Source organism: Solimonas soli DSM 21787 (genome assembly GCF_000474945.1).
GTDB classification, from domain to species: domain Bacteria; phylum Pseudomonadota; class Gammaproteobacteria; order Nevskiales; family Nevskiaceae; genus Solimonas; species Solimonas soli.
In genome coordinates this window covers 70,776-94,753 of record NZ_AXDW01000015.1, presented here as the reverse complement: position 1 = coordinate 94,753, position 23,978 = coordinate 70,776, and the positions used below count along the sequence as shown (strand labels likewise).

The window sequence follows — 23,978 nt, the reverse complement described above, 5'->3', positions numbered from 1 at the left end:
GTCAGGCCCACAGGCGCGCGGCGACCAGCGCCGCGTTCACGCCGCCGAGCACGCCGACGACCGCATAGGCGCGCGTCAGCCGCCTGGCCAGCAATGCGTAAAGAAAGAGCGCCGTCCAGATCAGTGGGAAAAGCACGATCGGCAGGACGAGATTGTCGATCTGCGCGCGACCCGACGGCAGCCACACCGTGCTGCCGAGCATGATCAAGGCGGCGGTCACGAAGGACAGCGGACCGGCGAGCATGCCGCGCCACCACGCAAGGCACCGCGACGATGGCAAGGCTTCGGTCTGCGACATGGCGAGCGACATGCTTGCGGCACTCTCTGGCGGACGACGTCGCCGAAGTTTATTGAGATCGATTCTCGATTTCAATGCCTGCGTCGAACGCCCCGGCTACCGTTTAGTACGTTTTCTCCGCCCGATCGCCGCCCTCGCCCTTCCAGGCCGGACGTCGGCAAGACCGGGACTCCGCCGCCGCCAATGCACACGCCGGACGTAAGGGCCGAATTCGGGATAAAAAAAAGCCACCGGTGACGGTGGCTTTAAAGAGACCCCTGAGCGGGATCTGGAGGAGACTGGTACCGCCGGGAGCTTCGTTTCGAGGCATCGACCGTTGGTGTGGGTGTATTAAAGCGCGGTTGCTGCGCCGCAACAATTGATTTTTATTGGGCTCACCCGTTAGAAAATCTAAATCGTCGGCCGGCCCGGGATCGCTCACGGTCGTCCATTCGGACTTGGCACGGCTGGACCACGCGCCGCTATGGTCATGGTCAACCCCGGCATCGATCACAATCAGGAGAATCCGGATGAGCACCGACATCGCCGAACTGACGCGGCGCGTGCAGCGCCTCGAAGCCATTCGCGAGATCGAGCAGTTGAAGTATCGCTATTGGCGTGCCTGCGACCGCAAGGATCCGGTTGCGTTCCGCGAATGCTTCGTCAGGCACGGGGCCGATCTCGATTACGGCGTGCTCGGCAAGTTCAGTGATCGCGAGCCGCTGGTCGAAGTGTTCGAGCGCATCGGCTGTGCGACGACCGAGAAGAAGGCCTGGCTCGTGCACGACATCCATCACGGCCTGCAGCCGGTGATCGAAGTGCTCGACGAGCACACGGCGACCGGCGAGTGGACCCTGTGGTTCGTGCAGATCAACAACCAGGACAAGACCATCACGCAGCTGTCGATGGAATATCGCGACACCTATGTGATCGAGGACGGCCGCTGGAAAGTGGCGAAATCCTACGTCACGCCGATGACGACGCTGAGCCTGCCCTTTCCGGACAGCGGCTTCACGTCTTCCCTTCCCCTGCGCTGACGCGGTTCAGGGCCGGCGCAGGTCGAGCGTCGCCGGAAAGTCCGGATTCGGGCTGGCGCTGCCGAGCACGTAGCGGCCCGGCGTGTGGCCGATCGCCTCGAAGCGCGCAATGCGCCGCGCCTCGGCTTCGAAAGCGTTGACCGGATAGGTGTCGTAGTTGCGACCCGCCGGATGCGCGACGTGATACGTGCAGCCGGCGAGCGCACGGCCCGTCCAGGTGTCGTAGAGGTCGAACACCAGCGGCGTGTGCACGCCGATCGCAGGATGCAGGCAGGCGTATGGCTGCCAGGCGCGGTAGCGCACGCCGGCCACGCTCTCGCCGCGGACACCACCGGAAGCCAAGGTTTCCCGCATCGGCAGTGGACGGCCGTTGCAGGCGACGACGTGTCGGCCCGGCACCAGGTTCTTCGCCTTGATCTGCAGACGTTCGACCGAGGAATCGACGTAGCGCGTCGTGCCGCCGGCGCCGGGCTCCTCGCCGAGCACCGGCCAGGGCTCGAGCGCGTGGCGCAGCTCGATCTCGATGTCCTCGTAGCGGAATGCGCCATGGCGCGGGAAGCGGAACTCGAAGTGCGGCGCGAACCAGTCGTGCTCGAAGGCGAGGCCGGCGCGGTTGAGATCGGCGATGACCTCGCCGAGATCGCGCCAGTTGTCGTAGGGCAGCATCCAGCGGTCGTGCAGCTGCGTGCCCCAGCGGATCAGCGGCCGCGTGTACGGCTCGCGCCAGAACCAGGCGATCAGCGCGCGGACCAGCAGCTGCTGCACGAGACTCATGCGCGCATGCGGCGGCATCTCGAAGCCGCGCAACTCGACGAGACCGAGTCGACCCGTCGGGCCGTCCGGCGAGTACAGCTTGTCGATGCAGAACTCGGCGCGATGCGTGTTGCCGGTCAGATCGACGAGCAGGTTGCGCAGGGTGCGATCGACGATCCAGTGCGGCACGTTCCAGCCCTTGGCCGGCAGCTGCGCGAGCGCGATCTCCAGCTCGTAGAGCTGCGTGTCGCGCGCCTCGTCGACGCGCGGATGCTGCGAGGTCGGGCCGATGAACAGACCGGAGAACAGATACGAGAGCGAGGGGTGGTTCTGCCAGTAGCGGATCATGCTGCCGAGCACGTCCGGCCGGCGCAGGAACGGCGAATCCTGGGTGCGCGCGCCGCCGACGACCACATGATTGCCGCCGCCGGTGCCGACGGCGCGGCCGTCGATCAGGAACTTCTCGGTCGACAGCCGCGCCTGGAAGGCGGTGTCGTAGAGGGTGATCGTGTTGTCGCGCAATTCCTGCCAGGAGCGGGCCGGCTGCACATTGACCTCGATGACGCCGGGGTCGGGCGTGATCTTGAGAATCTCGAGACGCGGATCGTGCGGCGGCGCGTAGCCTTCGATGCGCACCGGCAGCGCGGTCTCGGCGGCGACGTCCTCGATCGCCGCGACCAGATCGAGGAAATCCTCGGTGCGTCCGACCGGCGGCAGGAAGACATTGATCCAACCTTCGCGCGGCTCGACGGTGATGGCCGTGCGCACATTGGTGCCGTTCAGGAAAGCGCTGCTCGAACGCTGCGCCGGCGGCTGCTCGGGCCGCCATTTCTGGCCCGCGACGCGGCGCTGCGGCTCCTCGCGCCCCCGCAGCTGCAGAAACGGCTGGCGGCGCGGATCCGCGCCCGGCAGCGTCTCCGCCAAGGCGTAAGGATCGACCGGATAGCTCACCGGCACGGCGGCGCCCGGCACCGCCGGCAGCGATTCGAGCGGCAGACGCAGGCCGATCGGCGAATCGCCGGGCAGCAGGAACAGCTTGCCGGTGCGCAGCAGCCAGCGCTCGCTCATCCAGCGCGCGGCGGCCTGCCAGCGCTGCACCGGCAGCGCATAGCCGCGCGGCGTGCCGAGGCCGCGCTCGAAGACCTGCGTCAGACGCGCGCGCTCTTCCGGATCCTTGAGACGGCTGTCGGTCGGATCGACATTGATCGGCAGCTTGCGCTCGCGAACCATGTAGTGCAGCGCGTCCTCGTAGGCCTCGATGACGTTGCGCGGATCGACCTCCAGCCGCTCGGCGAGCGCGAGCATGAACTGGTTGGCCTGCAGCAGCGTCGGCGGCCGCGCCTGGTCGGGCTTCACCACCGGCGCGCGCCACAGTGGCGCGCCGTCGCGGCGCCAGTACAGGCTGTAGACCCAGCGCGGCAATGATTCACCGGGATACCACTTGCCCTGGCCATACGTGAGCAGGCCCTGCGGCGCGTAGTGCTCGCGCAGGCGCAGCGCCAGATCGAGCGCGCGGTTGGCCTTGGTCGGACCGACCGCCGAGGTGTTCCATTCCTCGCCCTGCGGATCATCGACCGCGACGAAGGTCGGCTCGCCGCCCATGGTGAGGCGCACGTCGTCGACGCGCAGCTGATGGTCGACGCGCTCGCCGAGCGCGTCGATCGCCTGCCATTGCTCGTCGCTGTACGGCTTGGTGACGCGCGGCGTCTCGAAGATGCGCGTGACCTGCATGTCGTGGCCGAAGCTGACTTCGCACTCGTCGACGAGGCCGGTGATCGGTGCCGCCGAGGACGGTTCCGGCGTCGCCGACAGCGGAATGTGCCCCTCGCCGGCGAACAGGCCGGAGGTCGGGTCGAGGCCGAGCCAGCCGGCGCCGGGAATGTACACCTCGGCCCAGGCGTGCAGATCGGTGAAGTCCTCGGCGGCTCCCGCCGGGCCTTCCAGCGGCTTGACGTCCGGCTTGAGCTGGATGAGATAGCCGGACACGAAACGCGCCGCGAGTCCCAGCTGGCGCAGCAGCTGCACGAGCAGCCACGACGAGTCGCGGCAGGAGCCGGAACGCTTCTCAAGCGTTTCCTCCGGCGCCTGCACGCCGGGTTCCATGCGGATCAGATAGCCGATGTGCTGCTGCAGCTGGCGATTGAGTTCGACGATGAAGTCGATCGTCGACTTCGCTTCGCGCGGTACCGCGGCGAGGTATTGCGCGAGCAGCGGTCCGGCGGCCTGCGGCTGCAGGTAAGGCGCCAGCTCCGCCTTGAGGCCCGGCTCGTAGTCGAAGGGAAACGACTGCGCATAGCCCTCGACGAAGAAGTCGAACGGGTTGATGACGGAGAGATTGGCGACCAGATCGACGGTGACGCTGAATTCCGTCACCTTCTCCGGAAACACGACGCGCGCCTGCCAGTTGCCGAACGGGTCCTGCTGCCAGTTGAGGAAGTGCGGATCGGGCGACACCTTCAGCGAGTAGCCGAGAATCTCGGTGCGCGCGTGCGGCGCCGGGCGCAGGCGGATCAGCTGCGGCGACAGCGAGACCCGGCGGTCGTAGCGGTAAACCGTCTGGTGATGCAGGGCGGCGTGGATCGACATGCGGCTGAGGTCCCGGTTTCGGCGATATCTGCTGGCAAAAGCGATGCCATCGGACCTCGCATCGCGCGACTTTATACTGTCGTGCCATTCTCCATGTGAAGCCCCCGTGCCGACCAGCCGTTCCGACTTCGTCCGCATCCGCGGCCTGCGCTATCACGTGCGCCGCTGGGGCGCCCCGGACAAGCCACTGCTGATCCTCGGCCATGGCCTGCTCGACGCCTCGGCGACCTTCGAGAATCTGGTGCAGCCTCTGCTCGACGCGTGCCAGGTGGTCGCGCCCGACTGGCGCGGGCTCGGCTACACGGAGTGGCCGGCCGACGGCTACTGGTTCGCCGATTACGTCGCCGACCTCGACGCGCTCGTCGATCACTACGCCGGCACCGACGCGCCGATCCGCCTGGTCGGGCACAGCATGGGCGCGCAGATCGTCAGCCTCTATGCCGGCCTGAAGCCGTCGCGCGTCGAAAAGCTCGTGGTCATCGACGGCCTCGCCTCACCCGACGCCGCGCCGGAGCAGGCGCCGGAGCGCTATCGCCGCTGGCTCAGGCAACTGCGCATGCCGATGCGCGCCAAGACCTACGCTTCGTTCGCGGCGCTCGCCGAGCGCGTGCGCGTCCAGCATCCGCAGCTGAGCGAGGCGCGCGCGCTTTTCGTCGCGCGCGGCTGGGGCTGCGAGGACGGCCGTGGCCGCGTGCGCCTGCTCGCCGATCCGCGTCACCGCCTCAGCATGCCGGCGCTGTACCGCGCCGCCGAATCGAAGGAAATCTGGAAGCAGATCACGGCGCCGACGCTGTTCGTCGACGGCGGCGCCTCGCCGTTCATGGCCATGCTCTCGCCCGAGGAGCGCGCCGCGCGCCGCGCCTGCTTCGCGCGGCGCGAGGAAACCGTCATCGACGGCGCCGGCCACATGCTGCACTTCGACCGGCCGCAGCAGACCGGCGAACGGCTCGCCGCCTTCCTGCGCGACTGAGGCCGACGCGCCTCAGTGGGCGAGGTGCAGGCCGCACTCCTGGGCCGGATCGGGCTTGGTCGGATCGACGTAGTCCCAGTTGTTCGGCAGGCCGTGCTGCTGCAGGTAGTGGTGCAGATCGCGCGAGGTCCAGTCGAGCAGCGGCGCGACCTTGAGGATGCCGTCGGCATTGCGCTCGACCGGCCGCATCTCGGCGCGCTTGGCGGTGTCGGTGGCGCGCACGCCGTTGAACCAGACCTTCGGCTTGAAATCGGCGAGCGCGCGCTCGAAGGGTTCCAGCTTCACCTCGCGCACGAAGGCGTCGAAGCGCGGATCGTCGCGGCCGGGCGGCGCGCCTTCCAGGGCCTCGCGCTGGGCGCGCGTGCGGCGCGGCACGTACACATGCAGGTTGAGGCCGAGCTGCGCGCGCAGGGCCTCGGCATGCCGGTAGGTGTCGGCGGTGTTGTAGCCGCTGTCCATCCAGATCACCGGCATATCCGGCCGGACCTGCGTCAGCAGATGCAGCATGACGGCCGCAAACGGGCGGAAATTGCTGGTGACGATCGCCGGCTCGCCGTCGCGCAGGGTCTCGCGGATCAGCGCCAGGGCTTCACCGGGGCGCTGCGGATTGAGGGCAAAAGAATCGGACGACGCCATCTCGACACTCCGGCAGGCGGCCGTCATGGCCACGTGCCCCTACATGGGGGCGGTCCGCGCATTTTCCCGCATCGCGGCGAAGCCGTCTAAAAGACGCCATCTTTGCTAGGCTCCGCCGATCGTGTCCGCATCCAGCCGATTCACACCCAGCGATTTCCTCCAGCTCGCCGCCTGGCAGTCCGCTGCCGGCGACGGGCCGGTGCTGCGCGGCCGCCGCCATGACGGCCCGCCGCTGACCCTGCATTTCCTGCATGGCAACGGCTTCTGCGGCGGCGTCTACTGGCCGCTGCTCCGCCATTTCGTCGCCGACTACGGCCTGTTCTGCCACGATCTCGAAGGGCACGGCGCCAGCGACGCGGCCTCGCGTTTTTCCGGTACGCCGCGGATCGCCGCGCGCATCCCGCAGATCATCGCCGACCAGGGCCTGCAGGCGGGTCAGCTGATCGGCATCGGCCACAGCTACGGCGCCGCGCAAACCGTGCAGGTCGCGGCCGCGCATCCCGAGCTGTTCCGCGCGCTGGTGCTGCTCGATCCCATCCTGCTGCCGAACCGCTTCTATCTGGCGACGCGCATCGCCGCCGCGTTGCGGCGCAATCCGCTGTCGCGCGCCGCGCGCCGTCGTCGCGACCGCTGGGTTTCGCGGCAGGCGGCCTGGGACCGCCTGCACGATCGCGGCATCTATCAGGACTGGACCGACGAAGCCTTCGGCTGCTTCATCGACCATGCGACCCGCGACGAACCGATGCCGGGCGGCGGCGTCGAACGCGTGCTCTGCTGTCCGAAGTGGCTCGAGGCCGAGATCTTCGATCATCCCGTCTACCCCTGGCCCGCCCTGCGTCGCCTGCGCTGCCCGGTGCTGTTCGTGCACGGCGACGCCAGCTATCCCTTCATGCCGATGGCCGCGCACAAGGCCCGTCGCCTGCTGCCCTCGCTGCAGCTCGAGATCGTGCACGGCGGCCACTGCTTCATGCAGGAAGATCCGGCCACGACCGCCGCGCTCGCGCTCGCCTTCCTGCGCCGCCACGGCCTCTGACGGCGGTTTAGCTCCGCGACACAGGGCACTGTCGCTGAAGGCCATTTTTTTTGTACGAGCGCCGTGCTAGGTTCGGCCCACTCGTCACGGTGCCGGTCCACCGCGCCGTGATAACAATTAAATCTTGGCAAGTCTTGGCTCTTGGGGAGAAGACGATGGACGCATGGAAGACGACCGTCCGGGGCGCCGCGGTCCTGCTGGCCTGTGCCAGCGCACCGGCCTTCGCGATCGGTTTCGATCTGTTCGATGGGGACGTAACCGGTACGCTGAACACCACGGCCAGCTTCGGCGCGGCGATGCGCATGGAATCGCAGGCCAAGGATCTGATCGGCAAGGCCGACAACGATCCCAACGGCTGCGGCCGGCAGTTCCAGACCTGCCAGGGTCTGTTCCGCGATCAGTTCTACCCCGCCGAGCAGCTGGGCCGCATGCGCGGCACCTACCAGATGCGCACCGACGACGGCGACCTCAACTACAACAAGCACGACATCACGCAGGCCGTCGCCAAGGTCACCCAGGACCTGTCGTTGAACTGGCGCGACTACGGCTTCTTCGCGAAGTGGCTGTACTTCTACGACTTCGTCAACAACGACTTCACCGAAACGCATCCGAACATGATCACGCCGGGGAATGTCGACCAGGTCGGCATCACCGGCGATCCGATCGCCAACCGCTATTTCGCGCACGTCTACGGCCCCGGCGCCAGGGTGCGCAGCAAGCGCAACGACGGCGAGACGCTGCGCGACATCGGCACCGACTTCCAGCTGCTCGACATCAACGTCTACGGCAAGGCGGCGATCCCGTTCTGGGACGATCACGAGTTCAGTTTCAAGATCGGCCGCCAGACCGTGAACTGGGGCGAGTCGACGCTGCTGGCCATCAACAGCATCAATCAGGCCAATCCGGTCAATGCCAACAACCTGTATCGCGTCGGCATGCAGGTCGAGGAAGTGTTCACGCCGGTCGGCATGGCCTTCGCCAGCTTCGAGCCGTTCACCAACGCGACCATCGAGGCCTTCTACCAGTTCGAGTGGCAGCCGCTCGACGCGCCGCCGCCGGGCAGCTACTTCGCGACCAATGACCTCGGCACGCGCAATGCCGGCCGCACGGTGAACTTCAGCTTCGGTTCCGCCACGGACGATCCGTATCGCGCCTTCGACGGCGACACCGCCAATTCACGCAAAGGCTATCTCGACAATCCGCTGACGCTGATCACGCCGACCACCGGCACGCTCCTGCGCGAGCGCGACTGGGACGCCAGCGACCAGGGCCAGTTCGGCCTCGCCTTCAAGTACTACGCCGAGAACCTCGGCAGCGGCACCGAGTTCGGCTTCTACTTCATGAACTACCACTCGAAGCTGCCGTACATCAGCTTCTTCGCCGCGCCGACCTCGTGCAGCCACGCGCCGGGGGTCACCAACACAGTGACCTTCTTCCAGGCCTGCGGCAACATCCCGGCGGTTGCCGACGCCCGCGCCCGCCAGCAGCTCACCGCCGACGCGCTGACGCTGATCGCCAACCGGCCCGGCGTGCTGGGTGATCTCGGCGCGCTCAGCAATCCGGAAGCCGGCCTCGAAACGCTGAAGGGCCTTCTGCTCGGTGGCGACGCGAACGGGCAGCTGTCTGACTCCGCCGAACTCGATCAGCCGCGCATCGTCTTCGAATATCCGGAGAACATCCATCTGTTCGGCGCCAGCTTCAACACGACGCTCGGCGACTACTCGCTGCAAGGCGAAGTCGCCTATCGTCCAAATCTGCCTCTGCAGGTTTCGATCGCCGACCTCGGCTTCGCGGCGCTGGCACCGACGCTCGCCAGTTGCGGCAATGCGGGCCAGGCGCGTTGCCAGGGCAGCACGGCCGGCTATGGCTGGGCGGAAGACGGCACGCGCACGTTCTACGGCAGCAGCGACGTCGATCCCGCGAATCCCGACACCATCAACCTGCTGGTCGGTCACCTGCCGGGTTCGGCACGCTCCTACCCCAGCTTCATCATCCCGTACCGCGGCGGCGTGGTCGGCGAAAACCCGGGCACCCCTTGCGTGCGCGACGACAATGGGCTGTGCGTGACCGATGCCAACGGACATTACGTTCCGTCGCAGCCGCTCAACCGCAAGAACCCGGGATACATTCGCGGCTACGAGGAGTTCGACGTCTTCCAGTTCAACCTGGGCTTCACGCGCGTGCTGGGTGCGACCGACAACTTCATCGGTGCCGACCAGATCCAGATGGTCGGCGAGTTCGGCGCGACCTGGATCCCGGGCCTGCCGAGCCTGGATCGCCTGCAGATCGACGCGCCCGGCGTGCCGCTGCACGCTTCGGCCGGCGCCGACGGCAGCGGCGCCAACGGCTCGCGCCAGGCCTGCTCGACGAACGATAACTGTTACTCGGGTCCCGACGGCCTGCGCTTCAATCCGCATCAGGCCAATCTCGACAACTTCGTCGACAAGTTCTCCTGGGGCTATCGCCTGATCAGCATCATCAAGTACGAGAGCGTGCTCCCGGCGATCAGCGTGCAGCCCTTCCTCGTGTGGTCGCACGACGTCACCGGCACCTCGCCCGGTCCGGCCGAGAACTTCGTCGCCGGCCGCAAGTCGATGGCGGCGAACTTCGAGACGCGCTACAAGGATTTCCTGTCCCTGACGCTGGGTTACACCTGGTACTTCGGCGGCGGCGAAACCAATCTGCTGCGTGACCGCGACTTCGCCCAGGCCTTCTTCCGCGTGCAGTTCTAGTCAAGCGCGCTGACGCGGTCGTACAAGAGCCGCCGGCCACGTCCGGCGGCTTTTCTTTGTGCACCAATTTATTGCGCGACGCTCCAGTCTCCAATTTCCGCAGCGCGGTGTCAGCATCTTCCTACATCAACAAGGCCCGATTTTCATTAGATTCGCCGCCATCGGGCGTAGATAGGCAAAAGCGCAATGTTTTTTGCCCAAATACGACACACGCGCAGTCATGCCCGGGGCGGTACGCAGGGCACTGCCGCAATCCGAACCGGGGCGAGTCATCGATCCGGGGAGTCAGGAACGCTGTAGGTGAGGTCATGCGCCGGACCGGGTTCACCGCGAACAATGAAGTTGTGCCGGCTATCGGGGATTGCCCCCCCTTTGGAACATTGGAGTTCTCATGAAGACTGCATTTGGCTTTTTGGGGGCGGCTGCGCTGATGGCCGCCGCGACATCGTATGCACAGGATCCGGCAAGCACGGAGCCGGCAGACACCGCCGCGCCGGCTGAGGCGACAGCGCCGCCCGACAGCGCAGCGCCGGCTGAGGCGGCAGCGCCGGCCGAAACCGCGGCCCCTGTGGATACGGCGGCGCCGACCGACAGCGCAGCGCCTGCGGAGAGCAGCGAAGCAGCTGCCACGACCAGTGAATCGACCTCGTCCTCGTCGTCGAGCACCATGCAAAGCACCGAACTGGTGTCGTCCAGCTACCTCGGCATCATGGGTCTGTACACCGATCCGGACAAGGATCGCAACGAATTCGGCGCCGACATCGACCGCGGCGTCGGCATCGACCTGCTCTATGGCTGGCAGAGCGACAAGCGCTGGGGCTACGAAGTGCACGGCTGGTACCAGACCTTCGAGACCGGCGATGCGCTGCGCACCGACTACTACAATTACGGTCTCGGCGTCGATCTGTTCTACGCCTTCGGCGACCGCAAGCACTTCACGCCGTTCATTCTCGTCGGCGGCGGTGGCACGTACAACGACATCTATCCGAACGGCGCGCAGGACGACGGCTTCAGCGGCTTCGTGAACGGCGGTGTCGGCTTCGTCACCGGCCCGTTCACCAAGGTCGGCAACCTGCGCCTGCGCGGCGACGTGCGCTACGTCTACGACTTCTTCGCCGACAAGTACGGCGACATCCGCTACGCCCTCGGCATCGAGATTCCGCTGTTCAAGGAGAAGGCGGTCGAAGTGGCGGCGGCGACCGAGACGACCAAGGTGGTCGAAGTGCCGACCGGCCTGACCGACAGTGACGGCGACGGCATCGTCGACGACAAGGACAAGTGCCCGGACACGCCGGCCGGCTCGCGCGTCGACGGCGACGGCTGCCCGTTCGACAAGGTCATCAATCTCAAGGGTGTGACCTTCGAGTTCAACAAGACTCGCCTGCGGCCTGACGCGCAGACCATCCTCGACTGGGCCACCGGCGTGCTGAAGAAGTATCCGGACATGCAGGTCGAGATCGCCGGTCACACCGACAGCATTGGCAGCGACAGCTACAACCAGAAGCTCTCGGAAGGCCGCGCGCAGTCGGTGAAGGAATACTTCATCGCGCACGGCGTGCCCGAATCGCAGCTGACCGCCAAGGGCTACGGCGAATCGCAGCCGATCGCCGACAACAAGACCGACGAAGGTCGCGAGCGCAATCGCCGCGTCGAGCTTCGCATCCTGAACTAATCACGGAATACCAGCATGAACTCGCAAATTCTCGACAAGACGTTGATCGCGGTCGTGGCCGCGACGCTCCTCGGCCTGGCCGGCTGCCAGGCCGATGGCAATGGCACGGAAAGCGGCAGCATCATCAGCGACGGCGGCAACACCACGCCACCGCTCAGCAATGACGGCTCGACGCCGACCAACGTGCAGGAAGACACCGACGGCGACGGCACCGCCGACACGCCGGTCGAAACGGGCAAGAACTTCGTCTGCACGACGGGCGCCCGCGCCTTCGGTGACGTCACCACGGAGGTCGTCGCCAACGGCCTCGTCGGCGGCCCGCTGAGCAGCCTGCTCGAAATGCTGGGCGGCGGCCCGGTCACCACGCTGACCAACAGCGTGACGGAACCGGATAACGTCGTCGACGGCCGGCTGAGCACGTTCGCGACCTTCACGCTGCCGGTCGATCTGCTCGGCGTGGGCCCGCTGCACCTGATCGACTCCGTCGGCGAGGCGGTGCTGTTCCCGTCCGCGGTCCCGGCGGGCAACTACGCCGTCTTCGGCGTGACCTTCCCCGCGGCGGTGCTCAATCTCGGCCTGACGCGCACGGTCACCGTCGACACGTACCTGGGCGACACGCGGCAGGAAACGGTGTCGGCGAACGAGGTCCAGCTGCAGCTCCTGGGCCTCAACCTGGCCGGCGACGAGGCGGGCTACATCGGCCTCAAGGCACACAAGAAGTTCGACTCGGCCGTCGTCAGCATCGGCGCCTCGCTGGTCGCCGCCGATGTCGGCAACGCGATGCGCGTGCACGAGATGTGCACGGGCGGCAAGTTTGTCACACCGCCGGCCAGCAACTGATCGAGGTCCCGTTGTTCGTGGGCGCAGCCGCGAGGCTGCGCCTTTTTTGTGTCCGTCACCAAAGCTTCATGGCCATGTCACCGGCCGATCATCGCCGGCTGCAAGAGTAGGAAGCGCCATGAAAGACGCAGCCAAGCCCAAGACCCGCTCCCGCAAGCCGGCCGACGACGGCAAGAACCGCTACCGGACGATCTGGATCTCCGATGTGCATCTCGGCACGCCGGGCTGCAAGGCGGAACATCTCGCCGACTTCCTCAAGCACAACAGCTGCGAGACGCTGTACATGGTCGGCGATATCATCGACGGCTGGAAGCTGCGTTCGAGCTGGTACTGGCCGCAGGAGCACACCAACGTCCTGCGCAAGGTGCTGACCAAGGCCAAGCGCGGTACCAAGGTCTATTACGTCACCGGCAATCACGACGAGTTCCTGCGCAAGTTCGTCGGCTACGAGCTGGAGATCGGCAACATCCGCCTCGTCAACGAACACGTGCACACGACCGCCGACGGCCGCAAGCTGCTGGTCATGCACGGCGACCTGTTCGACGTCATCACGCGCTACCACAAGTGGATCGCGCTGGCCGGCGACACGCTGTACGAAGGCACGATGCGCTTCAACTACTGGTTCAACCGCGCACGCTCGGCGCTCGGCATGCGCTACTGGTCACTGTCGGCCTTCGCCAAGCAGCACGTGAAGACCGCCGTCAACATCGTCTCGACCTTCGAGGAATCGCTGGCCCACGAATGCCGCCGCCGTGAACTCGACGGCGTGGTCTGCGGCCACATCCACCACGCGGAAGCGCGCGACATCGACGGCGTCAGCTACTACAACTGCGGCGACTGGGTCGAAAGCTGCACGGCGCTCGCCGAGGACTTCAACGGCCGCATCCACGTCCTGCGCTGGATCGAGCTCGATCACCTCAACCAGGCCGGCGGCAAGGTCACGCCGCTGCCGCGCGCCCGCACCGCAGCCTGAAGCCCTCGTCGCGAGGCCGCCGCGCGCGTCGCGGCGGCCTTTTTCGTGGGCGGCGCACGCTCGTGCCGTGACCGAGTTCACATCGCCGGGCGCAGGATTGTCTCCATCGCCACTGCGCCCTGGCCGCGTGGCAAGAAACTTGCTGAAATACGACAGACGCGGCTTCCCCCACCGCGCCCGGAGGCACCATGCGCTATCGCACACTGTGGATTTCCGACGTCCACCTCGGACGTCCCGGCTGCCAGGCCGAACTGCTCGCCGATTTCCTGCGCCGCCATGACTGCGAGCGGCTGTATCTGGTCGGCGACATCATCGACGGCTGGAAGCTGCATCAAAGCTGGTACTGGCCGCAGGCACACGCCAACGTCGTGCGCGAGATCCTGAGCAAGGCCGAGGCCGGCACGGCGGTGCACTACATCACCGGCAACCACGACGAATTCCTGCGCCGCTACGTCGACCACGCGATGCACTTCGGCAACATCAGCATCGCCAACGAAGCCATTCATCACACGGCTGACGGCCGCCGCCTGCTGGTGCTGCACGGCGACGCCTTCGACATGATCACGCGCTACTTCCGGCGCATCGCCATCGCCGGCGACGCCGCCTATCAGACGCTGCTGCGCGCCAACGTCGTCATCAACCGCGTGCGCGCGCGCTTCGACAAGCCGCACTGGTCGCTGTCGGCCTATGCCAAGCACCAGGTCAAGCGCGCGGTGAACTTCGTTTCGGCCTTCGAGGACGCCGTGGCGCGCGACTGCCGCCGCCGCCAGCTCGACGGCGTGATTTGCGGCCACATCCATCACGCCGAGATCCGCCGCATCCACGGCGTGCAGTACTACAACTGCGGCGACTGGGTCGAAAGCTGCACGGCGCTGGCCGAGGACATGAACGGCCGCATCGAGATCCTGCGCTGGGCGGAGCTGCACGAAGGCGCCGAGAATTCGGCCAAGGTCACACCGCTCAAGCCGCCGCAGCGCGCGGCGCAGAAGCCATGAAGCAAACCACGGATTTCACGGATCCCACGGATTGAAAAGCAAAGCTCCGTCTTCTTCTGTGCAAACTGTGAAATCCATGGTTGGAGCTCTTCATGTTTTCGCTCAGTGCCCGGCGATCGTCATGCCGTCGATCAGCACCGAGCCGGTGCGGATGCCGGCCTGCGGATCGACGTCGCGGCCGACGGCGACGACGTGCTTGAACATCTCGGCGAGATTGCCGGCGACGGTCAGCTCGTCGACCGGATAGGCGATCGCGCCGTTCTCGACCCAGAAACCCGCCGCGCCGCGCGAGTAATCGCCATTGACCAGATTGGCGCCATGGCCGAGCAGCTCGGTGACGAGCAGGCCTTCGCCCATCTCGCGCAGCAGGCCGGCGACATCGAGCGCGCCCGGCTCGGCGATCAGGTTGAACACGCCGCCGGCGTTGCCGGTGCTCTGCAGGCCGAGCTTGCGCGCCGAGTAGCTCGACAGCAGCCAGCCTTCGAGACGGCCCTTCGCGACCAGCGTGCGCTCGCGCGTGGCGACGCCTTCGTGATCGTAGCTGGCGCTCGCCATGCCGCGCGGCAGCAGCGGCGCCTGGCGCAGGGTCACCTGCGGTGAGAACACGTCCTGGCCGAGTTTGTCGAGCAGGAAGCTGGCCTTGCGATACAGGGAGCCGCCGGAAATGGCGCCGGTGAAGTGGCTCCAGAAGCCGCGCGCCAGCTCCGGCGGCAGCAGCACCGGGGCGCGGCGGGTCGCCAGCTTGCGCGCGCCGAGACGCGCGGCGGCGCGCTGGCCGGCGCGGGCGCCGATCGCTTCCGCTGTCATCAGCTCGGCCGGCACGCGCGCATTGCTGTACCAGTAGTCGCGCTGCATGTCGTCGCCGGCGCTGGCCACCACCGCGCAGCTGACGCTGTGCTGCGTACCGCGGCGCACGCCGAAGAAGCCGTGCGTGTTGGCGTACGCCGACACGCCGCGATGGCTCGACACGCCGGCGCCCTCGCTGCCCGTGATGCGCGCATCGCTGGCGAAGGCGGCCGCCTCGCAGGCGCGCGCCAGATCGACGGCGGCTTCGGCATCGATCGCCCAGGGATGGTCGAGATCGAGATCGGGAAACTCGCGCGCCATCAGTTCGGCATCGGCAAGACCGTTGCAGGGATCGGCGCCGGTCGCGTCGGCGATCGCCAGCGCCGCGGCCACGGCCTGGGCGATGCCGGCGTCGCTCCAGTCGCCGGTCGTCGCGTGGCCCTTGCGCTGGCCGCCGTCGCCGGCGAGGTAGACGGTGAGCGCCAGCTCGCGGTCCTGCTGGAATTCGAGGCTCTCGACCTCGTTCTGGCGGACGCTGACCGTGAGGCCGCGACTCGCCGAGACATTGGCCTCGGCAGCCACGGCGCCGCCGGCGCGGGCGCGGGCGAGCGCCAGTTCGAGGCGCGATTGCAGGATCTCGGCGCCCGGCAGCGCGTCGGCGGAGGAGGACAGCGGGGCGGGATTGGGAGCGGTCATCGTCATGAAGATGGGGTATGGGCGCGCGGGCCCGCTTGCAAGGCTGCCGACAGCTGCGCGTCGAGCGCGCGCAGGCGCTCCGGCGTGCCGACGTCGCACCACAGGCCGTCGTGGCGCTCGCCGCTGACGCGACCCTCGGCCGCCGCGGCGCGCAGCAGCGGCGCCAGCGGGAAGGCGCCGCCGGCCGGCGCGCCGTCGAGCAGGCGCGGATCGACGAGCGACAGGCCGCTGAAGGTCAGGCGCGCCTCGCCCGCCGGCTCGACGATGCGGCCGTCGGCCAGCGTGAAATCGCCGCGCGGATGATGGTCGGGGTTGGGCACCAGCACCAGATGCGCGCGACGCGTCGCGGGCCAGTGCCGCGCGCACGCCACGAGGCGCGCCGGATCGTGGTCGCTGTAGACGTCGCCGTTGACCAGCAGGAACGGCGCCGTGCCGAGCCGCGGCAGCGCGCGGCGCAGGGCGCCGCCGGTTTCCAGCGCCGGCCAGCCCTCGTGCGAATACTCGATGCGCACGCCATGAGCGCGGCCATCGCCGAGCCGCTCGCGGATCTGTGCGCCGAGCCAGCCGAGATTGATGACGATCTCGTCGACGCCGGCCGCGCGCAGGCGCTGCAGATGGTGCTCGATCAGCGGCCTGCCACCGACCTCGAGCAGGGGCTTCGGCGTATGGTCGGTCAGCGGCCGCATGCGGTCGCCGCGGCCGGCGGCGAGGATGAAGGCCTTCACCTGCTCAGGCCACCATGCCGAGCTGGTCGAACAGCTGCAGCAGCGGCGTCAGCTCGCGGTAGCGCTGTGCGACTTCGCGCACGTAGCCGATGAAGCGCGGCACGTCGGCGAGATAGTGCGGCTTGCCGTCGCGATAGTTGATGCGTGCGAAGATGCCGATGACCTTGAGGTGACGCTGCACGCCCATCCAGTCGAACTGGCGTGCGAATTCACCATCGTCGGCGAGCGGCAGGCCGGCCTTGCGCGCGCGCTGCACGTACAGCGCGCGCCAGCGCTCGACCTGGTCCGCCGGCCAGCTGAGGAAGGCGTCCTTGAACAGCGAGACGACGTCGTAGGCCAGCGGCCCTTCGACGGCGTCCTGGAAATCGACAATGCCGGGGTTGGGCGTCGACACCATCAGGTTGCGCGGCATGTAGTCGCGATGCACGTAGACGCGCGGCTGCGCCAGCGCCGAAGCGACGAGCAGGCGCTCGATGCCGGCGAGGCGCTCGGCCTGCGTCGCGCTCAGGCTCGTCTGCAGATGGCGCGCCACGTACCAGTCCGGGAACAGCGCGAGTTCGCGCTGCAGGAGCGCCGCGTCGTATGGCGGCAGCACGCCGGGGCGGCTCGCCAGCTGCCAGCGGATCAGGGCGTCGATCGCGTCGCTCATCAACGCTTCGGCGTCGGCGCCGCCGGCCTGGATGCGGTGCAGATAGGTCTGCCGGCCGAGGTCGGCGAGCAGCAGGAAGCCCCGCGCGAGATCCTGCGCGAGCACGCGCGGACCGTGCAGGCCGGCCTCGTCGAGCAGTTGCGCGACGCGGATGAACGGCCGGCAATCCTCGCGCTCGGGCGGCGCGTCCATCACGACCCAGCTGCGCTGGCCGGCCTCGACGCGGAAGTAGCGGCGGAAACTGGCGTCGGCGGAGGCCGGCGCGAAGCGCGCTTCGTCGAGCGCGAGTTGCTGCAGCGCCCAGTCGCGCGCAGCGGCGGCGCGGGCATCGGGTTCGGTGGTCGGATTCAAGAACGGTCAAAAGATGATCAGCGGGCGCACGCAGCTTAACCGAACGGCGCCCGCGCATCGACGACGCGGGCCGCCGGCATCGGCGTCGCTGTCCTGATCGTCCCTGCCCGCCGATATACTGCGCGTTCCACACCCATAACGACCCGCCTTGCTCCGTCTTCGCCGCCAGCTCTCCGCCGTGCTCGGCATCAGCCTCCTGGCCGTCGGTGCCGCCCGGGCGCAGAGCCTGCTGCCGACCCGGTCCAACTACACCAGCGAGCGCCACGAGGAGGCGGTGTCGACCTGCGCGCAGATCACCGACACGCTGCCGCCGCTCGACATCGCCAACGACGACAAGATTCGCCTCACCGCCGACAAGGTGGACCTGCAGCAGGACGGCCTGTCGAAGATGCTCGGCTCGGTGAAGGTGCGGCAGGCCGACAAGGAAATCAGCGCCGACCAGCTCGACTACGACGATGTCGAGAAGCGCATCATCATCAACAACGAGTCGCTGTATCGCAGCAAGGATTTCGTCATCGATTCGCAGCGCGCGCAGTTCGATCTCGACGATCAGACCGGCCTGTTCAGCGACAACTCGTTCACCCTGATGACGCGCGTGGCGCGCGGCCAGGCCAAGGAGCTGCAGGTCAACGGCGACAAGACCGCGGCGCTGCGCCAGGCCAGCTACACCAGCTGCGCACCCGGCGACGACAGCTGGTATCTCGAGGCGAGCCAGATCAAGCTCGACTACGACGCCGGCCTTGGCACCGCGACCAATGCGCGGCTGCGCTTCCTCGGCGTGCCGATCTTCTATTCGCCCTGGCTGCAGTTTCCGATCGACGATCGCCGCCGCAGCGGCCTGCTGTATCCGGTCATCGCCGACACCGACAAGACCGGCCTGGACTATCGTCAGCCGCTCTACCTCAACCTCGCCGGGAACTACGACGCGACGTTCACGCCGCGCTACATGTCGAAGCGCGGCCTGCAGCTGGGCCTGGCCGGCCGCTACCTGTTCGAGCAGTCCGAAGGCGATCTCGGCTACCAGTACCTCGACAACGATCAGGTCACCGGCGAGAAGCGCGATTACGTCTATCTCAATCACCAGGGCCTGCTCAGCGATCGCCTCGCGCTCGACATCAACTACGCCAACGTCAGTGATCCGGCCTACTTCGAAGACCTCGGCGGCAATCACATCGACCTGTCGTCGATCTCCTTCCTCGACCGCAGCGCGCGCCTGACCTATCAGTCGCCCGGTTCGTATTCGATCCAGGGGCTGGTGCAGGACTACCAGAAGATCGACAGCAACATCACCTCGATCGAGCAGCCCTACCGCCGGCTGCCGCAGATCCTCGCCAACGCGCAGACGCGCAACGGCTTCCTCTACACGCGCGCCGGCATCAGCGGCGAGTACAGCAATTTCGCGCGCGCCGATTCGGTCGAAGGCCAGCGCTTCGACATCGATCCGTATCTGCGGCTGGAGCGCGACACGATCTCGTGGTTCAGCAAGGCGCAGCTCGACTATCGCTACACCGGCTACGAGCTGACCAACACCGCGACCGGCCAGTCGAACTCGCCGGATCGCGCGCTGCCCATGTTCAGCGCGGAATACGGCCTGCGCTTCGAGCGCCTGCTCGCCGACGGCACGCCGCAGCTGCTCGAACCGCGCCTCTTCTATCTCTATGTGCCGTACCGCAACCAGGACGATCTGCCGGTGTTCGACGCCGGCGAGCCGGACTTCGACTTCACCCAGCTGTTCGCGCGCAACCGCTTCTCCGGCCTCGATCGCATCTCCGACGCCAACGAACTGACCCTGGCGCTGACCGGCCGCCAGATCGATCCCGAGAGCGGCGCGGTCAAGGCCTCGATGGCGATCGGCCAGCTGTACCGCTTCGAGACCCCGCGCGTGACGCTGCCGGACGAGGAAGCGCCCCGGCAGGGCGCCACCGACTTCATCGGCGAATTCGAATACAACCTGTCGCAGGACTGGGGCGCACGGCTGATGACGCAGTGGTCGCCGGCCGAATCGGAATTCACCCGCACCGGCTTCGCGCTGCGCTACCGCGACGATCATCACCGCCTGCTCGAAGCCTCGTATCGCTACCGCCGCGATCTGCTCGAACAGACCGACCTGATCCTGATGACGCCGGTCTACAAGGCGATCAGCGCCGCCGCACGCTGGCGCTACTCGATCCGCGACAGCGAAACGCTCGACACCTACGTCGGCCTGCGCTACGACACCTGCTGCTGGGCGATCGACCTCGCCGCCCGCCGCTACATCTCCGACTCGCGGGGCACCTTCAATACCGGCATCTACGCCCAGCTCGAACTCAAGGGCCTCGGCCAGATCGGCTCCGGTTTCCCGAACCTTCGGGTCGATGATGATGTCTACTGAGGCGCCCGGGTCGTCGCCGGGACGCGGCTGGGTGATAATCGCCTTTTCGCACGCCCCCGGGCGCCTTTTCCGTTCTCCCTTCACGTCCACCGGTCCCGTCATGCCGTTGCGTTCCTCCCTGCGTACCGTCCTGCGTCTGCTGCCGTCCTTCTTCCTCGCGCTGGGCGCCGGCCTGGGGCTGGCCCGGGTGGCGATCGCCGCGCCGGAGGCGCTCGACCGCATCGTCGTCGTCGTCAACGACGGCGTGATCCTGGAAAGCGAGATCGACCGGGCGATGGAAAATGCCCGCACGCAGATCGCCAAGCGCGGCATCGCCGCGCCGCCCGAGGAGATCCTGCGCGCCCAGGTGCTCGAGCAGCTGATCCTCACGCGCGTGCAGACGCAGCGCGCCCAGCAGGCCGGCGTGCGCATCGACGACCGTGAACTCAACGAAGTGCTCGGCAACATCGCCAAGCAGAACGGCATGAGCCTGTCGGCCTTCGCCGACGCGGTGCGCAGCGAGGGCATGGACTACCTGACCCTGCGCGAACAGATCCGCGACGAGGTGACGATCCAGCGCCTGCGCAACAAGGAAGTCGACAGCCGCGTGCAGGTCACCGACCAGGACGTCGACGCCTTTCTCGCCACCGAAGGCGCCGCCGCCGACAAGGAATACCGCCTCTCGCACATCCTGATCGCCGTCCCCGACGGCGCCAGCCAGCAGGTGCGCGACCAGGCGCGCGCCAAGGCCGCAGACCTGCTCAAGCGCATCCGCGCCGGCGAGGACTTCGCGCAGCTGGCCATCGCCAACTCCAACGGCCAGCAGGCCCTGCAGGGCGGCGATCTCGACTGGCGCAAGGCCGGCGATCTGCCGGGCGTGTTCGCCAGCATCGCCGGCAAGCTGAAGAAGGGCGAGACCAGCGACATCTTCGAGACCGGCAGCGGCTACCACCTGATCAAGCTCAGCGACGTGCGCGGCGCCGATACCGAGCGCAAGACCGTCACCGAAACGCACGCGCGGCACATCCTGATCCAGACCAACGCGATCCGCGACGACGAGCAGTCGCGCGCCCTGGCGCATGATCTCTACACGCGCCTCAAGGGCGGCGAGGACTTCGCCAAGCTGGCCAAGGAGTTCTCCGACGATCCGGGTTCCAGGAACAGCGGCGGCGATCTCGGCTTCCAGCCGCCGGGCGTGTTCGTGCCGGAATTCCAGACGCGGCTCGACGCCCTGCAGCCGAAAGAGATTTCCGAACCGTTCCGCACCCAGTTCGGCTGGCACATCGCGCAGCTGCTCGAACGCCGCGAGCGCGACGTGACCGAGGACCAGAAGCGCGCCCGCGCACGTACCACCATCGGCACGCGCAAGGCCGCCGAGGAATACGACGTCTGGCTGCGCCGCCTGCGCAACGAGGCGTACATCGAATACCGCCTGCCCTCGGATGCCGACGCCGCCAAGCAGCTGCAGTAAGCCGGCCGCGCCGTCGTCGCTTTCCGGGCTGCGGCGATGAGCCACCTGCCGCGCATCGTCCTCACGCCCGGCGAACCGGCCGGCATCGGCCCCGACCTCGCCTGCGTCATTGCCCAGCAGGCCTGGCCGGCCGAGATCGTCGCCGTCGCCGATCCGCAGCTGCTGCGTGCGCGCGCCGCGCAGCTGGGCCTGCCGCTCGCGCTGCACAGCGCCGATCTCGGCAAGGCGCCGCAGGCGCAGCCGGCCGGCGCGCTCGCGGTACTGCCGGTGCCGCTGGCGGCGCCGGCGGCGCCCGGCCGGCTCGATCCGCGCAATGCCGCCTATGTGCTGGAGACGCTGCGCTGCGCCGCCGACGCCTGCCTCGCCGGACAGGCCGGCGCGCTGGTCACCGGGCCGGTGCAGAAGAGCGTGATCGCCGACAGCGGCGTGCCGTTCAGCGGCCACACCGAATTCCTCGCCGAATACTGCGCGGCGCCATTGCCGGTCATGATGCTCGCGACCGGCGCCGCGCCGCCGCTGCGCGTCGCCCTGCTGACCACGCATCTGCCGCTGCGCGCGGTCGCCGATGCGATCACGCACGAGCGCGTGCTGGCGACGCTGCGCATCCTCGACCACGACCTGCGCGCCCGCTTTGGCATCGCCGCGCCGCGCATCCTGGTCTGCGGCCTCAATCCGCACGCCGGCGAGTCGGGGCATCTCGGCCGCGAGGAGATCGAGATCATCGCGCCGGCGCTCGACGCGGCGCGGCGCGCAGGCATCGACGCGCGCGGCCCGCTGCCGGCGGATACCCTGTTCACGCCGACGCATCTGGCCGACGCCGATGCGGTGCTGGCCATGTACCACGACCAGGGCCTGCCGGTGCTCAAGCACGCCGGCTTCTTTGATGCCGTCAACATCACGCTCGGCCTGCCGATCCTGCGCACCTCGGTCGATCACGGAACCGCGCTCGATCTCGCCGGCAGCGGCCGCGCCGACGCCGGCAGCCTGCGCGCGGCCTTGCGGCTCGCCATCGAGCTGGCTTCCACGAGCGCTGGCGAGCGCGGAGGCGCCGTCCATGGCGGGGCCTAAATTTCCCCCGCAGGGCCCGGCCCGGCCATCCAGGGCCGGGCGCGCTTCGCGGCAAATGGCCGTTCATGGTCATTTGCCTGAGCCGAAGCGCCGCTTCGGCCAGAATTTCCTGCACGACCCGCAGGTGATCGCGCGCATCCTGCGTGCGATCCATCCGCAGCCGGGCGACGCGCTGGTCGAGATCGGCCCCGGTCTCGGCGCGCTGACCGTGCCGCTGCTGGAGAAGCTCGCCGCGGACGGCGGCACGCTGCGTGTCATCGAGATCGATCGCGACGTCATCCCGCATCTGCTCGAGGCGGCCGGCCACTCGCCGGCCCTGCACATCACCCAGGCCGACGCGCTGAGCGTCGACTATCGGCAGTTGGCGACGCCGGGCCGGCGCCTGCGCCTGGTCGGCAACCTGCCCTACAACATCTCGACACCGATCCTCTTCCACCTGCTCGAGCAGGCCGACGCCATCGCCGACATGCACTTCATGCTGCAGAAGGAAGTCGTCGAGCGCATGTGCGCGGGCCCGGGCGAGGACGACTACGGCCGGCTGTCGGTCGCGCTCGCCGCGCGCTGCGAAGTCGCGCATCTGTTCAACGTCGGGCCGGGCGCCTTCCGGCCGCCGCCGAAAGTCGACTCGGCGATCGTGCGCCTCAAGCCGCGCACGCCCGACTATGCGATCGACGACATGGCGATGTTCGATCGCGTCGTCATGCTGGCCTTCGCGCAGCGCCGCAAGACGCTGTCCAATGCGCTGAAGAGCCTCGCCGATGCGCAGACGATCCGCGCCGCCGGCCTCGATCCGGGCCTGCGTGCCGAGCGCCTGCACGCGCGCGACTTCGCCGCGCTCGCCAATCTGCTGCACGGCGGGCGCTGACGCGGCCTGCGGTTGACGGCCGGCCGGCGCGCGCGATACTGGCGGCACTTCCGTCCCTTCCGCAGGAGCCGCACATGAGTCCCTATCATCATGTCCTCGCCGCGGTGGCGCTCGACCCGTCCGGCCGCACGGTGCTCGCGCGCGCGCAGACGCTGGCGCGCCTGTTCGAGGCGAAGCTGTCGGTCCTGCATGTCGTCGAGTACATTCCGATCGAGAGCGGCGAGCTGCTGATGACGGCGCCGATCGATCTGACCCAGCAGCTCGAACAGCAGGCGCGCAAGCAGCTCGAAGCGCTGTGCGCCGAGTTCGGCATCGCGGCGCAGGATCTGCACACCGCGACCGGCCCGGTGAGCCCGCAGATCCAGCAGATCGCCGAGGCCATGCAGATCGACCTGATCGTGCTCGGCCACCATCCGCGCCAGGGCCTCGCCGCCTGGTTCAGCCACACCGAGGAGAGCGTCGTCACGCGCGCCAAGTGCGACGTGCTGGCGCTGCACGTCTGAGACCGCGCCG

At 67.9% G+C, this 23,978-nt stretch carries 19 protein-coding genes; 13 read left to right on the top strand and 6 right to left on the bottom strand.

Annotated elements, in window-relative coordinates:
- Nucleotide 1 precedes the first annotated feature (1 nt).
- Nucleotides 2–310 carry a hypothetical protein gene (locus K344_RS0108525; RefSeq protein WP_211234498.1) on the bottom strand — a complete coding sequence of 103 codons (309 nt, stop codon included), beginning with the start codon at nt 308–310 and terminating at the stop codon, nt 2–4.
- A 497-nt stretch (nt 311–807) separates the two neighbouring features.
- Here K344_RS0108525 and K344_RS0108520 point away from each other — a divergent pair, with 497 nt between their 5' ends.
- Entirely contained in the window at nt 808–1,314 is a 507-nt protein-coding gene (locus tag K344_RS0108520) for a nuclear transport factor 2 family protein (protein WP_028080313.1), read from the top strand.
- 6 nt (nt 1,315–1,320) lie between these two features.
- Here the strand turns inward: K344_RS0108520 and K344_RS0108515 are convergent, their stop codons facing one another.
- Nucleotides 1,321–4,653 carry a transglutaminase family protein gene (locus tag K344_RS0108515; protein ID WP_028080312.1) on the bottom strand — a complete coding sequence of 1,111 codons (3,333 nt, stop codon included), beginning with the start codon at nt 4,651–4,653 and terminating at the stop codon, nt 1,321–1,323.
- Nucleotides 4,654–4,759: 106 nt separating this feature from the next.
- On the opposite strand from K344_RS0108515, the gene K344_RS0108510 reads away from it, so the two are divergent.
- Entirely contained in the window at nt 4,760–5,623 is an 864-nt protein-coding gene (locus K344_RS0108510) for an alpha/beta fold hydrolase (RefSeq protein WP_028080311.1), read from the top strand.
- 12 nt (nt 5,624–5,635) lie between these two features.
- On the opposite strand, the gene K344_RS0108505 is transcribed toward K344_RS0108510, so the two are convergent.
- A complete protein-coding gene (locus tag K344_RS0108505) occupies nt 5,636–6,259 on the bottom strand; it encodes a phosphoadenosine phosphosulfate reductase family protein (protein ID WP_028080310.1) in 624 nt (207 codons plus the stop codon).
- A gap of 121 nt (nt 6,260–6,380) precedes the next feature.
- On the opposite strand from K344_RS0108505, the gene K344_RS20875 reads away from it, so the two are divergent.
- From K344_RS20875 to K344_RS0108475, 6 genes are all read left to right on the top strand, one after another.
- Complete coding sequence (locus tag K344_RS20875; protein WP_051362040.1) at nt 6,381–7,292, top strand: alpha/beta fold hydrolase; 912 nt, start codon at nt 6,381–6,383, stop codon at nt 7,290–7,292.
- Between the two features lie 155 nt (nt 7,293–7,447).
- On the top strand, nt 7,448–10,024 hold the full coding sequence (locus K344_RS0108495) for a DUF1302 domain-containing protein (RefSeq protein ID WP_028080309.1): 2,577 nt from the start codon (nt 7,448–7,450) through the stop codon (nt 10,022–10,024).
- Nucleotides 10,025–10,691: 667 nt separating this feature from the next.
- Nucleotides 10,692–11,696 carry an OmpA family protein gene (locus K344_RS20870; RefSeq protein WP_051362039.1) on the top strand — a complete coding sequence of 335 codons (1,005 nt, stop codon included), beginning with the start codon at nt 10,692–10,694 and terminating at the stop codon, nt 11,694–11,696.
- Between the two features lie 15 nt (nt 11,697–11,711).
- Nucleotides 11,712–12,536, top strand: coding sequence for a hypothetical protein (locus tag K344_RS0108485; RefSeq protein ID WP_028080308.1), 825 nt, complete (start codon nt 11,712–11,714; stop codon nt 12,534–12,536).
- Nucleotides 12,537–12,654: 118 nt separating this feature from the next.
- The gene (locus tag K344_RS20865) at nt 12,655–13,509 is read left to right on the top strand and encodes a UDP-2,3-diacylglucosamine diphosphatase (RefSeq protein WP_043114112.1); all 855 of its coding nucleotides are present in this window, start codon (nt 12,655–12,657) and stop codon (nt 13,507–13,509) included.
- Nucleotides 13,510–13,697: 188 nt separating this feature from the next.
- Complete coding sequence (locus tag K344_RS0108475; protein WP_028080307.1) at nt 13,698–14,504, top strand: UDP-2,3-diacylglucosamine diphosphatase; 807 nt, start codon at nt 13,698–13,700, stop codon at nt 14,502–14,504.
- A 102-nt stretch (nt 14,505–14,606) separates the two neighbouring features.
- On the opposite strand, the gene pmbA is transcribed toward K344_RS0108475, so the two are convergent.
- The 3 genes from pmbA to K344_RS0108460 are packed head-to-tail and all read right to left on the bottom strand — an operon-like array spanning nt 14,607 to nt 17,657.
- Complete coding sequence (gene pmbA / locus K344_RS0108470) at nt 14,607–15,986, bottom strand: metalloprotease PmbA (RefSeq protein ID WP_211234505.1); 1,380 nt, start codon at nt 15,984–15,986, stop codon at nt 14,607–14,609.
- 2 nt (nt 15,987–15,988) lie between these two features.
- Nucleotides 15,989–16,711 carry an N-acetylmuramate alpha-1-phosphate uridylyltransferase MurU gene (gene murU, locus K344_RS0108465; protein ID WP_028080305.1) on the bottom strand — a complete coding sequence of 241 codons (723 nt, stop codon included), beginning with the start codon at nt 16,709–16,711 and terminating at the stop codon, nt 15,989–15,991.
- A gap of 4 nt (nt 16,712–16,715) precedes the next feature.
- A complete protein-coding gene (locus K344_RS0108460) occupies nt 16,716–17,657 on the bottom strand; it encodes an aminoglycoside phosphotransferase family protein (protein WP_245586164.1) in 942 nt (313 codons plus the stop codon).
- A 202-nt stretch (nt 17,658–17,859) separates the two neighbouring features.
- On the opposite strand from K344_RS0108460, the gene K344_RS0108455 reads away from it, so the two are divergent.
- From K344_RS0108455 to K344_RS0108435, 5 genes are all read left to right on the top strand, one after another.
- A complete protein-coding gene (locus K344_RS0108455) occupies nt 17,860–20,082 on the top strand; it encodes an LPS-assembly protein LptD (protein ID WP_245586158.1) in 2,223 nt (740 codons plus the stop codon).
- A gap of 100 nt (nt 20,083–20,182) precedes the next feature.
- Nucleotides 20,183–21,532 (top strand): peptidylprolyl isomerase, encoded by a 1,350-nt coding sequence (locus K344_RS0108450; protein WP_028080302.1) that lies wholly within the window; start codon nt 20,183–20,185, stop codon nt 21,530–21,532.
- A 36-nt stretch (nt 21,533–21,568) separates the two neighbouring features.
- Nucleotides 21,569–22,600, top strand: coding sequence for a 4-hydroxythreonine-4-phosphate dehydrogenase PdxA (gene pdxA, locus K344_RS0108445; RefSeq protein ID WP_028080301.1), 1,032 nt, complete (start codon nt 21,569–21,571; stop codon nt 22,598–22,600).
- Nucleotides 22,601–22,673: 73 nt separating this feature from the next.
- Nucleotides 22,674–23,465 (top strand): 16S rRNA (adenine(1518)-N(6)/adenine(1519)-N(6))-dimethyltransferase RsmA, encoded by a 792-nt coding sequence (gene rsmA / locus K344_RS0108440; RefSeq protein WP_245586157.1) that lies wholly within the window; start codon nt 22,674–22,676, stop codon nt 23,463–23,465.
- Nucleotides 23,466–23,539: 74 nt separating this feature from the next.
- Nucleotides 23,540–23,968 carry a universal stress protein gene (locus K344_RS0108435; protein ID WP_028080299.1) on the top strand — a complete coding sequence of 143 codons (429 nt, stop codon included), beginning with the start codon at nt 23,540–23,542 and terminating at the stop codon, nt 23,966–23,968.
- Nucleotides 23,969–23,978: the final 10 nt, after the last annotated feature.